The following is a 12,025-nucleotide window of genomic DNA, read 5'->3' as shown; positions in this document are numbered from 1 at the left end:
GATTTACTGAAAGGAGAGCCAGATATGGCTACCGTAAAAGTCGATGCCGCCAACTTCCAGTCCGAAGTCCTCGAATCCGCCGAACCCGTCGTGGTGGATTTCTGGGCCGAGTGGTGCGGTCCGTGCAAGATGATCGCGCCGAGCCTTGAGGAAATTTCCTCCGAGCTGGCTGGCAAGGTCAAAGTTGCGAAGCTCAACATCGACGAAAACCCGGAGCTGGCCGCTCAGTTCGGCGTTCGCTCGATCCCGACGCTTGCCATATTCAAGGGTGGCGAAGTGGCTGATATCAAGGTAGGTGCTGCACCCAAGACAGCGCTTTCCGCCTGGATTTCCAGCGCTGCTTAAGCCGTTTTTATGGAATGAAAAAAAGCCCGGCATGATCGCCGGGCTTTTTTATTGGGGAACGGTACCGTTGAAAGCAAGGGCGTTTCCGGCAAGATAAAGCGATCCGCCGATCAGGATGCGCGGTGGCGGTCCTTCGGGATCTACACGGCGCGACAATTCTTCCAGAGCATGCGTCAGCGTCGATGTGGGCGCGGCCACCAGACCGGCATCAAAAGCGGCATGGGCAAGCACGACGGGGTCAATCGCCGCATCCGTGCCGCCTATCGGCACGGTGAAGACATATTCGGCAATATCGGCGAAAGCCTTGAAATAACCCACCGGGTCCTTGGTATTGATCATGCCAGCGATGATGAAGAGTGGGCGTGGCGTCTTTTCCTCAAAACCTGCCATGGCCTCGGCAATCACCTCACCCGCGCCGGGGTTGTGACCGCCATCGATCCATATTTCCGCGCCCTTCGGGGCGATTTCAGCGATTTTTCCGGTCAGGATGCGCTGAAGACGGCCGGGCCATTCCACTGAGGTCATGGCCTTTTCGATCATCCGTTCCGTTACCTCAAAACCCGCTGCTTTCACGGCGCGGATCGCAGCGGCAGCATTGGCCAGCTGATGGCGGCCGGGAAGGCGCGGCAAAGGCGCATCCGTCAGTCCGAACTCGTCCTGATAGACCATGCGGCCGAATTCTTCATGGGCGGAAAAATCCTGTCCGTAGACGGAAACGGGGCAACCGATACGTTCGGCCGTAGCAACAAGCGTGTCCAGCGCCGCATCATATTCCTGATGGCCGATGACGACAGGTGAGCCCTTTTTCATGATGCCGGCCTTTTCAGCGGCAATCAGCTCTACTCGGTCACCAAGATAGGCCTGATGATCAAGCGAGATCGGCATAATGACGGAAACTGCGGGATTATTGATGACATTGGTTGCATCAAAACGGCCGCCCAGGCCAACCTCCACGATCGCGGCATCGGCGGGCTGTTCCGCAAAAAGCACGAACATCGCCGCAGTCAGAATTTCGAAAACAGTGATAGTCTGGCCAGCATTGGCGGCTTCAATGCGGCGTAGCGCATCCGCAAATATCTCGTCTTCAACGTAACGGCCTTTATCGCCTGCCACGCCGATACGGTATCGTTCGTGCCAATTCACAAGGTGCGGTGATGTATGAACGTGGACGGAGAGTCCTGCGGCTTCAAGCAGCGCACGGCAGAAGGCAGTGACGGAACCCTTTCCATTGGTGCCCGCCACATGGATCACCGGCGGCATTCTGTTTTGCGGATTGCCGAGTTTTTCGAGAAGACGGGAAATTCTGTCGAGTGAAAGATCAAACCCCTTGGGGTGAAGCTGCATCAGCTCTTCAATGATCTTTTCGGCCTCACCGATCGCGGGCTTCGTCATGTCTTCCATTCGCCTTTCAGGCGTTTTGTTTGCCATTTGTCCGCTGCCCCAAAAATGAAATCAGGCAACGTATAGCATCATCCCGAAGGCAGTTTATGCCTCCGGGCGACATATTTTTTTCCTCAGGCGGAAGCGGCCAGCGGCACGACGGCGTTTGCGTTGTCGGCAGGCGCCTTGGTCATGATCTTGAGCATGCTGGCCAGCGTGTCCGGGATTTCGCGTCGATCGATGACCATATCCACCATGCCGTGTTCCAGCAGGTATTCCGAGGTCTGGAAACCTTCCGGCAGCTTTTCGCGAATGGTCTGCTCGATGACACGCTTGCCGGCAAAGCAGATTTCCGCGCCCGGTTCGGCAATATGCACGTCGCCCAGCATGGCGTAGGAAGCCGTGACACCGCCCGTGGTCGGGTTGGTCAGAACCACAATATAGGGCATGCCTGCCTCTTTCAGCATATTCACCGCAACCGTGGTGCGCGGCAGCTGCATCAGCGACAGAATACCTTCCTGCATACGGGCGCCGCCCGATGCCGGGAAAATGACGAGCGGGCAACGCTCGGAAATGGCGCGCTCGAAAGCCTTGACGATCGCTTCGCCGGCGGCGATGCCGAGCGAACCGCCCATGAACTGGAATTCATGCACGACGGCGACGATCTTCAGGCCTTTCAGAAGACCAACACCGGCAAGGATCGTATCTTCCTGCTCGGTTTTTGCGCGGCTGTCGCGCAGGCGATCGGTGTATTTCTTGGAATCGCGGAATTTCAGCGGATCCTGCGCCACTTTAGGCTGGGCCAAGGCCTCATAGACGCCGCCATCAAAAAGATCGGCAAGGCGCGCCTTCGCCGGCATCTTCATGTGGTAGCCGGAAGCCGGGATGACCCACTTGTTGTCTTCCAAATCCTTGTGGAAGACCATCTCGCCCGTTTCCGGGCACTTGATCCACAGGTTCTCCGGAACCTCCGGGCGGCGGCCAAGCATGGAATTGATCCGCGGCCGAACGTAATTGGTGATCCAGTTCAACTGTCTACTCCTGACTGGGCCGCGCGCTTATTCCGCAGCGGCGAGGCGCGATGCACGCACGCCCGTTGAAAGTCCTTTTACCAGCGTCGTAACGGCCGGCACAGTGTCGGCGGTCGCCTGCCCGTCCTTGGTCAGGCTGCCCGCAATCTGGTTGACGATGGCGGAACCCACCACCACGCCATCAGCCACGGCGCCGATCGCCTTGGCATGATCGGCCGTCTTGACGCCAAAACCGACACAAACCGGCAGTTCCGTATGCGCCTTGATACGACCGACAGCGCCCGAGATCAACGAGGGATCGGGAAGTGCTGAACCGGTGATACCGTTCATCGAGACGTAATACACGAAACCTGAGGTATTTTTAAGGACGGCCGGCAGGCGCTTGCCATCCGTGGTCGGCGTTGCCAGACGGATGAAATTGATGCCGCGCGCAAGCGCGGGAATGCAGAGTTCATCGTCCATTTCCGGCGGAAGGTCGACCACAATCAGGCCATCGATGCCACAGGCAATTGCGTCGTCCAGGAATTTTTCGACGCCATAGATATAGATCGGATTATAATAGCCCATCATCACGATCGGCGTCGCATCGTCCTGCTTGCGGAACTCGCGGGCGAGATCGAGCGTGGTCTTCAGCGTCTGTCCACCCTTCAGCGCGCGCTGGCCGGCCAGCTGAATGGCCGGGCCATCTGCCATCGGGTCGGAAAACGGCATGCCAAGTTCGATAACGTCGGCGCCTGCTTCCGGCAGTGCCTTCATGATGCCAAGCGAGGTCTGGAAATCCGGGTCGCCGCCCATGAAATAGGTGATCAGGGCCGGGCGATTTTCAGCGCGCAGATCGGCAAAGCGCTTGTCCATACGTGCAGTCATGATCTTATACATCCATTCCTAGGAACTTGCTGACGGTGTGGACATCCTTGTCGCCACGGCCGGAGAGGTTCATCAGGATGATTTCATCCTTGCCCATTTTTGGCGCGCGCTTGATGACTTCGGCCAGAGCGTGGCTCGGTTCCAGCGCCGGAATGATGCCCTCGAGGCGGGTCAGCATCTGGAAGGCGTCCAATGCCTCATGGTCCATGATCGGCACATATTCGACGCGGCCGATATCGCTCAGCCAGGAATGTTCAGGCCCGATACCGGGATAATCGAGGCCTGCGGAAATCGAATGACCTTCCTTGATCTGGCCATCACCGTCCTGCAGCAGATAGGTGCGGTTGCCATGCAGCACGCCCGGTGAACCGGCCGTGATCGAAGCACAATGTTCCTCGCCCGACAGGCCTTTGCCGCCGGCTTCGACGCCAACGATACGCACGCTCTTGTCATCAAGGAACGGATGGAAAATGCCGATGGCGTTCGATCCACCGCCGACGGCCGCGATGACCATATCCGGCAGGCGACCTTCCGCCTCCAGCATCTGTACCTTGGCTTCCTCGCCGATAACAGCCTGGAAATCACGGACCATTTCCGGATAGGGATGCGGGCCGGCTGCGGTGCCGATCAGGTAATAGGTATCGTCGACATTGGTGACCCAGTCACGCAGTGCCTCGTTCATGGCGTCCTTCAAGGTGCCATGGCCGGCCGTGACGGGCTTAACCTCGGCGCCGAGAAGCTTCATGCGGAATACGTTCGGGGCCTGACGGGCGACGTCAGTCGCACCCATATAAACCACGCAAGGCAGGCCGAAACGCGCAGCAACCGTCGCCGAGGCGACGCCGTGCTGCCCGGCACCGGTTTCGGCAATGATGCGGGTCTTGCCCATGCGCTTGGCAAGCAGGATCTGGCCGAGGCAATTGTTGATCTTGTGCGAGCCGGTGTGGTTCAGCTCTTCGCGCTTGAAATAAATCTTCGCGCCGCCAAGTTCCGCCGTGAGACGCTCCGCGAAATAAAGCGGGCTCGGGCGGCCTGTGTAATGCGTGCCGAGATATTTCAGTTCGGCCTGAAACTCGGGATCGCTCTTGGCCTTGTCCCATTCCGCCTGCAAATCCAGGATAAGCGGCATCAGCGTCTCGGCAACGAAGCGTCCTCCGTAAATGCCGAAGCGGCCGTCCTCATCGGGACCAGCACGAAAAGAATTGGGTGTTGGCGCGTCGTTCACTTCAAGCTCCCTTTGGGCCTTTCGACCAATCATTCAACACATCGAAAAAAGCGTCTATCTTGGACAAATCCTTGACGCCTGGCGCGCTTTCGACACCAGACGACAAATCTAGTCCGCTCGCCCGGGTTTCCGCCAGAGCCTCGGCAACATTGTGCTTGTTCAGCCCACCGGAAAGCATGTAATCCACACTTTCGTCAAGTGAGCGCAGGATCGTCCAGTCGAACGAGACGCCGTTGCCGCCAGGCAGATCAGAACCGGCAGGCGCCTTGGCATCCAGCAGAAAACGGTCGGCTACGCCAATATAAGGCTCGATTTTGGCAAGATCAGCGGCATCGCGAATAGAAATCGCCTTCATCACAGGCAGGCCGTAAAGCGCCTTGATGTGCAGCAGCCGCTCCGGGCTTTCGCTGCCATGCAGTTGCAGGATATCAGGCCTGACAAGATCGACAATCTCATCGAGATAATCATTATCAGCATCGACAGTGACGGCAACCACTTTGGCGGCGCTACGGGCGGCTTCGGCCAACCGGCCGGCAAGATCCGGCTCGATGTAACGCGGGCTTTTTTCAAAGAAAATAAAACCGACATGGGACGCACCGCGCCTGATGGCGCGCTCCAGCGTTTCCGGTGTCTTCAATCCGCAAATCTTGATATCCGGTTTCATACCCGCGACCTGACATGAAATGCGACAAGAGTCGAGCCAAATCGCATCCCTTTTTGATGGAATGTTTCACGTGAATCCAGATGGCGATGCACGCCGCCGGTTTCAATCGAAATCGATGGCGTGCAGTTTGGAGCCATGGCGTTTCAGCCATTCCTTAGCTTCATTGGTGCGCGGGCAAAGCTTTTCACACAGCGCCCAGAATTTCGGGCCGTGGTTCATTTCGCTCAGATGCGCGACCTCATGGGCAGCGAGATAATCGATGACCCTTTCCGGGGCCATGACGATACGCCAGGAAAAACTCAAGTTTCCATCGTGGGAACAGGAGCCCCAGCGGCTGCGTGTATCCTTCATGCTGATGGACCGCACCGGCCGGCCGGCAGCGCGGGCGTGAATGGCGACCAACCGTTCCAGATCAGCCCTTGCTTCCTTTTTCAGGAAGGTCGCGATCCGCCGTCGCAGATGCTCCGGCTCACCGCTGATTTTAAGAACAGCCACACCATCAGCGTCTTTCGCGATATGGGTCAGGCCTCTCAGGCTGCCAGTGTGTTCGATGCGATGGGAGATGCCCCTGATATCGATGGTCGCACCGGGACGCAAACCGTCATCAGGGCTGAACTTCAGAAGCTTGCCTTCCAGCCAACCCTGGTGTCTTTCGAGAAAATCGTCGACCTGACGATGATGCAGGCCCATCGGGATCGTCAGCTTCAGCGCCCGGCCGCCCGGCTCGATGCGCAAGGTGATGCGCGTTGCCCGCGCGTTTTCCCTGACCGTGATCGGCACTTGCCGTCCCGCAACGGCAACGGTGCGCTGGCTCGGCGCGACCTTTTTGGGCGCCGGCGATTTCAGGGATTTTCTGAGGAGCGAAAACATGAAGCCTTCATAACCGATTCGTCCATCGCTTGGCCATGCAAATGCACGGCACCCCCTGCCGTTTCACCCTTAGGCCGTCTGGTGTTTACCGATGAAATCCAGCATGCGCGGCACGATTTCCTTGCGGAAGCGCGAACCGTTGAAGACGCCATAGTGCCCTACATCGGGCTGCATATAGTGGGCGCGTTTGTCTTCAGGGATATTCCGGCAGAGATCATGCGCCGCCTTTGTTTGGCCGACACCGGAAATATCGTCATTCTCGCCTTCGACGGTGAATAACGCGACCTTGCGGATCGCGGTAGGATCGACCGCCCTGCCCCGGTGCAGCATGTTTCCCTTCGGAAGCGCATGGTCGATGAAGACGGTTTCCACTGTCTGCAGATAGAATTCCGCCGTCAGGTCCATGACAGCAAGATATTCATCGTAAAACTCGCGGTGTTTTTCGGCGGAATCGCCGTCATTCTTGACCAGGTTCAGGTAAAAATCCTTATGCGCCGTCATGTGCTTGTCGAGGTTCATGGACATGAAACCCGACAGCTGCAGGAAACCCGGATAGACATTGCGGCCGAAAGCCGGCTGCGGCCACGGCACCTGCATGACGACATTGTCGCGAAACCATTCGATCGGCTTGGCCGTGGCAAGACCGTTGACAGCGGTGGGGTTGATGCGCGTATCGATCGGTCCGCCCATCAGCGTCATGGATGCCGGCGCAAACGTATCGCCATCCGCCTCCATCAGGGAAACGGCAGCCAGAACCGGCACGGATGGCTGGCAGACGGCGACCACATGGGCGCCGGGGCCGATATGCCGCAGCATTTCGATGACATAGTCGATATAATCGTCGAGATCGAAGGTTCCCTCGGTTGCGGGTACCATCCGGGCATCGGCCCAATCGGTGATGTAAATATCGGCCGCGGGCAACAGGGCTTCCACCGTCCCGCGTAGCAGGGTCGCATAGTGGCCGGACATCGGCGCGACGAGCAAGACTTTCGGATCCGGCTTGCGTGTCGGCTCCAGGTCGCGGTTAAAATGAACAAGGCTGCAGAACGGGCGCGACCAGACGGTCTCCTCCGTGACAGCAACGGCCTGGCCATCGACGACCGTGGAGCCGAGGCCGAATTCCGGCTTGACGTAACGGCGCGTCAGACGTTCGAAAACCTCGAAACCTGCATCGAGGCTTCTGCCGAAAGCCGTGCTGGACAGCGGATTAAGAGGATTGTTGCAGGCCTGGCGCATCATATCCGCGCCGGCACGCAGCGGCGCCATGGCGGCATGGTTCATTTCATAGAGGTGGTAGAACACTGATGACGCCTCCCTCGCGATCACGCTCTTTTTCTGACCATAGCAGCTTTTCGCAGGTGCACAAAATTTAAGGCGCCAGCGGTTTCCCGCCGGCGCCTCACTTTTCGTTGAATGCCTGCCGGCGATCAGATGTCAGCGACGAAAGTCTGCTTCTGGGAACCGAGACCCTCGATGCCGAGTTCCACGACGTCACCAGCCTTCAGGTAACGTGGCGGCTTCTGACCCATGCCGACGCCGGGAGGGGTACCGGTGGAAATGACATCGCCGGGATGCAGCGACATGAACTGGCTGAGATAGGAGACAACGTGGGCAACGCCGTAAACCATGGTCTTGCTGGAACCGTCCTGCATGGTTTGGCCATTGACCTTCAGCCACATGCCGAGGTTTTGCGGATCGGTGATTTCGTCCTTCGTTACGAGCCACGGGCCGATGGGTCCGAAAGTGTCGCAGGACTTACCCTTGGTCCACTGACCGGCACGCTCCGTCTGGAAGGCGCGCTCGGAAACGTCGTGCGACACGCAATAACCGGCGACATAATCGAGGGCGTCCGCTTCGGAGACGTATTTCGCGGTCTTGCCGATGACGACGCCAAGCTCGACTTCCCAGTCGGTCTTTTCCGAGCCGCGCGGAATGGTGACGTTATCGTTCGGACCGACGATGGCCGAGGTCGCCTTCATGAAAATGACCGGTTCCGGCGGTACGGTGGCACCCGTTTCAGCGGCATGGTCGGAGAAGTTAAGGCCGATGCAGATGAATTTTCCGGTACCCGCAACGCAGGCGCCGATGCGGTCTTCGCTCAACACCGGCAGGGTGGCAAGATCGATCGCGGCGATGTTCTTGAGACCCTCGGGAGAAATCGCGTCGCCGCCGATATCTTTCACATGGGCGGACAGATCGCGGACTTTTCCTTCCGCATCGAGAATGGCTGGTTTTTCCTGGCCGGGCTGGCCAACACGCATCAATTTCATGGAACTCTCTCCCGGTTGTCAGACAAGGTGATGCATATATGAACGATGCATTCATACTTGTCACCCCTTGACTGCGCCAAGTTTCGAAAAATACCTTTTCCTTCCCGGCAATCAAAAGGACATCGCCCGTGACGAACAGCAATAGCAGGCAATCCGAATATCCCGTCGATCCCCTCTTCCTCGATCGCTGGTCTCCGCGCGCCTTCGATGGCAGCCCTATGTCGAAAGAGCATCTGTTGACCATTCTCGATGCGGCCCACTGGGCGCCATCCGCTTCCAACCATCAACCGTGGCGTTTCGTTTATGCCCATAAGGACAGTGAAGACTGGCCACTCTTCGTGGACCTGTTGATGGAGGGAAACCAGAAGTGGGCGAAGAACGCCTCCGTGCTGCTTTTCGTCATCTCCCGCGACCACACCATTTCGCGCGAAGGCGAGAAGAAGCCATCCGCCACTCACTCCTTCGATGCCGGCGCGGCCTGGTTTTCGCTCGCCATGCAGGCTCATCTACTGGGGTATCATGCGCATGGCATGGGCGGTATCTTCAAAGACCGGATCGTCGAAAAGCTTGATATACCTGATGGCTTCAAGGTGGAGGCCGGGGTTGCGATCGGGACGCTGACGGATAAATCCATTCTTCCCGATGATCTGGCGGAGCGCGAGGTGCCCAGCAAGCGCGTACCGCTGGCAGATGTTGCTTTCGAAGGCCGCTTCACCGGCAAGGTCGATTAATCTCGCCCGACACCATCAAACAAAAGGCCCGGCGGAAATTCACCGCCGGGCCTTTTGTTAAATTTTCGTTTCACGTGAATCGTGACGCGAAACACCCCACAAGATTAAATGTCGAGGTTGGCGACATTCAACGCATTTTCCTGAATGAAGTCGCGGCGCGGTTCCACTTCATCGCCCATCAGGCGGGCGAACAGGCCGTCGGCATCGGTCGCGTCGTTCACCCTCACCTGCAGAAGCGAGCGTACATTGGCATCGAGCGTGGTTTCCCACAGCTGCTCTGCATTCATCTCGCCGAGGCCCTTATAACGCTGCATGGAAAGGCCCTTGCGGCCGGCAGCGAAAATCGCATCCAGAAGCGCGCGTGGTCCAGCCAGCTCCATGCTGCCATCCTTGCGCTGCAGAACCGGCGGCGTCGCGTAGATGTCGCGGGTGCGGGTTACGAGCTGATCAATATGGCGCGCATCGGCCGAACCGAGCAGGCCCATATCGAGCGTCGAGACTTCCTTGACGCCGCGCACCATGCGCTCGAAGCGCAGGCCGCCATCCTCCAGAACGGTTCCCGACCAGCCGCGTTCGGTTTCTTCCGCAATCATGTCCAGACGCCGGGCCACTTCGGCAACGGTTTCCGCAGCACGGGCGGCATCGGCCGAAAGCTCCGGGTTCAGCGCGCCAGCAATGGCCGCCTGTTCCACGATCGAGCGGCTGTAGCGGGAATGCAGGCCCTCGATCAGCGAGCGCATCCGCAGCGCATCGAGAATGACTTCGCGCAGATCGGCGCCGACTCGGACCTCACCGGTGCCGAGCGTCAGTGACGCTTCCTCGATACCCATGGAGATCAGGTATTCTTCCAGCGCCTTTTCATCCTTCAGGTACTGCACGGATTTACCGCGCGTCACCTTATAAAGTGGCGGCTGGGCGATATAGAGATGGCCGCGCTCGATCAGTTCCGGCATCTGGCGGAAGAAGAAGGTCAACAGCAACGTGCGAATATGAGCGCCGTCGACGTCAGCATCCGTCATGATGATGATCTTGTGGTAACGCAGCTTGTCCGCGTTGAACTCGTCCTTGCCGATCGATGTGCCGAGCGCGGTGATCAGCGTGCCGATTTCCTGGCTGGACAACATCTTGTCGAAACGGGCGCGTTCCACGTTGAGGATCTTGCCGCGCAATGGGAGGATCGCCTGCGTTTCACGCGAGCGGCCTTGCTTGGCGGAACCACCGGCGGAGTCGCCTTCGACGAGAAAGAGTTCGGATTTTGCCGGATCGCGCTCCGAGCAATCGGCGAGCTTGCCGGGCAGAGAGGCGATATCGAGCGCGCCTTTACGGCGCGTCAATTCGCGGGCCTTGCGGGCGGCTTCACGAGCGACGGCCGCTTCCACAACCTTGCCGATGAGTATCTTCGCTTCGGAAGGGTGCTCTTCCAGCCAGGTGGAGAGCGCTTCGTTGACGAGGCTTTCCACGACCGGCCGCACTTCCGACGAAACGAGCTTGTCCTTCGTCTGCGAGGAAAACTTGGGATCGGGAACCTTGACCGAAAGAATGGCCGTCAGGCCTTCACGGCAGTCCTCACCCTGCAGGCTCACCTTTTCTCTTTTCATGATGCCGGATGTATCGGCATAGGAGGTGACCTGACGGGTGAGCGCCGCGCGGAAACCGGCCATATGGGTGCCGCCATCGCGCTGGGGAATGTTGTTGGTGAAGCAGAGCACATTCTCGTGGTAGCTGTCATTCCACCATAGCGCGACTTCGACGGTGATACCGTCCTTCTCGCTATGAATGGCGATGGGTTTGTCCACCAGCGGCTTCTTGGCGCGGTCCAGATAACGGACGAAGGCCTCAAGCCCGCCGTCATACAGCAATTCCTGCTGCTTGACGTCCGAGTGGCGTTTGTCGGTGAGCAGGATACGGACGCCGGAATTCAGGAATGCGAGCTCGCGCAGGCGATGCTCCAGCGTGCCATAATCGTAATCCGTCATGGTGAAGGTTTGCGGGCTGGCCAAAAAGGTGACTTCCGTGCCGGACCGGCCTTCATATTCGCCGATGACCGACAGCGGCCCATCGGCGACGCCGTGGGTAAATCCGATTTCATGCAGCTTGCCATTGCGGCGGATTCTGAGCTTCAGCCAAACGGAAAGCGCGTTCACCACCGAAACGCCGACGCCGTGCAGACCACCGGAAACCTTATAGGAGTTCTGGTCGAATTTGCCGCCCGCATGAAGCTGGGTCATGATGACTTCGGCAGCGGAAACGCCTTCGGAAGAATGGATGTCGGTCGGAATGCCGCGCCCATTATCGGTCACCGTGACGGAGCCGTCGGCATTCAGTGTGACCGTCACCAGATCGGCATGGCCGGCGAGCGCCTCATCGATGGCGTTGTCGACGACTTCGTAGACCATGTGATGCAGGCCGGAACCGTCATCGGTATCGCCGATATACATGCCGGGCCGTTTGCGCACGGCATCAAGGCCCTTGAGGACCTTGATCGAATCGGCTCCATATTCCGCGTTCGCGCCGACTTCGCTTGACGATGTTTCGGTCATAAGTACTCTTTCCAAAGTTTTCTCGGGCCAGGCGTTTCAGTGAGAAGGCCTGAAGCCAGCGAATCACTCAAATCCGACATGCGACTATAGAAATTCTACACC

Annotated in this window: 11 protein-coding genes; 2 read left to right on the top strand and 9 right to left on the bottom strand. The window is 58.4% G+C overall.

What is annotated here, in order from left to right; translation table 11 throughout:
* The first annotated feature begins 24 nt into the window (after window positions 1–24).
* Window positions 25–345, top strand: coding sequence for a thioredoxin (trxA, locus tag NYR50_RS12825; protein ID WP_006311093.1), 321 nt, complete (start codon window positions 25–27; stop codon window positions 343–345).
* A gap of 48 nt (window positions 346–393) precedes the next feature.
* Here trxA and NYR50_RS12820 read toward each other — a convergent pair whose 3' ends face one another.
* From NYR50_RS12820 to NYR50_RS12785, 8 genes are all read right to left on the bottom strand, one after another.
* Complete coding sequence (locus NYR50_RS12820; protein WP_418136195.1) at window positions 394–1,773, bottom strand: bifunctional folylpolyglutamate synthase/dihydrofolate synthase; 1,380 nt, start codon at window positions 1,771–1,773, stop codon at window positions 394–396.
* A gap of 86 nt (window positions 1,774–1,859) precedes the next feature.
* Complete coding sequence (gene accD, locus NYR50_RS12815; RefSeq protein ID WP_418136194.1) at window positions 1,860–2,756, bottom strand: acetyl-CoA carboxylase, carboxyltransferase subunit beta; 897 nt, start codon at window positions 2,754–2,756, stop codon at window positions 1,860–1,862.
* A 27-nt stretch (window positions 2,757–2,783) separates the two neighbouring features.
* Window positions 2,784–3,623 (bottom strand): tryptophan synthase subunit alpha, encoded by an 840-nt coding sequence (trpA, locus tag NYR50_RS12810; protein WP_418136193.1) that lies wholly within the window; start codon window positions 3,621–3,623, stop codon window positions 2,784–2,786.
* A gap of 4 nt (window positions 3,624–3,627) precedes the next feature.
* Window positions 3,628–4,848 (bottom strand): tryptophan synthase subunit beta, encoded by a 1,221-nt coding sequence (gene trpB / locus NYR50_RS12805; protein ID WP_418136192.1) that lies wholly within the window; start codon window positions 4,846–4,848, stop codon window positions 3,628–3,630.
* 1 nt (window position 4,849) lies between these two features.
* The gene (locus tag NYR50_RS12800; RefSeq protein ID WP_418136191.1) at window positions 4,850–5,512 is read right to left on the bottom strand and encodes a phosphoribosylanthranilate isomerase; all 663 of its coding nucleotides are present in this window, start codon (window positions 5,510–5,512) and stop codon (window positions 4,850–4,852) included.
* Between the two features lie 102 nt (window positions 5,513–5,614).
* Complete coding sequence (locus tag NYR50_RS12795; protein ID WP_418136190.1) at window positions 5,615–6,382, bottom strand: M48 family metallopeptidase; 768 nt, start codon at window positions 6,380–6,382, stop codon at window positions 5,615–5,617.
* 69 nt (window positions 6,383–6,451) lie between these two features.
* A complete protein-coding gene (locus NYR50_RS12790; protein ID WP_418136189.1) occupies window positions 6,452–7,684 on the bottom strand; it encodes a polyhydroxyalkanoate depolymerase in 1,233 nt (410 codons plus the stop codon).
* A gap of 125 nt (window positions 7,685–7,809) precedes the next feature.
* Window positions 7,810–8,652: a fumarylacetoacetate hydrolase family protein gene (locus NYR50_RS12785; protein WP_418136188.1), complete on the bottom strand. Its 843-nt coding sequence runs from the start codon at window positions 8,650–8,652 to the stop codon at window positions 7,810–7,812.
* Between the two features lie 128 nt (window positions 8,653–8,780).
* On the opposite strand from NYR50_RS12785, the gene NYR50_RS12780 reads away from it, so the two are divergent.
* Window positions 8,781–9,383 (top strand): nitroreductase family protein, encoded by a 603-nt coding sequence (locus tag NYR50_RS12780; protein ID WP_418136187.1) that lies wholly within the window; start codon window positions 8,781–8,783, stop codon window positions 9,381–9,383.
* A gap of 104 nt (window positions 9,384–9,487) precedes the next feature.
* Here NYR50_RS12780 and gyrB read toward each other — a convergent pair whose 3' ends face one another.
* On the bottom strand, window positions 9,488–11,923 hold the full coding sequence (gene gyrB, locus NYR50_RS12775; RefSeq protein WP_418136186.1) for a DNA topoisomerase (ATP-hydrolyzing) subunit B: 2,436 nt from the start codon (window positions 11,921–11,923) through the stop codon (window positions 9,488–9,490).
* Window positions 11,924–12,025: the final 102 nt, after the last annotated feature.

It is taken from the genome of Agrobacterium sp. El2ro-1b, assembly GCF_048298475.1.
Taxonomy (GTDB): Bacteria; Pseudomonadota; Alphaproteobacteria; order Rhizobiales; family Rhizobiaceae; genus Agrobacterium; species Agrobacterium fabrum.
The sequence above is the reverse complement of the archived record's forward strand: the minus strand, read 5'-3'. Positions and strand labels throughout refer to the sequence as shown.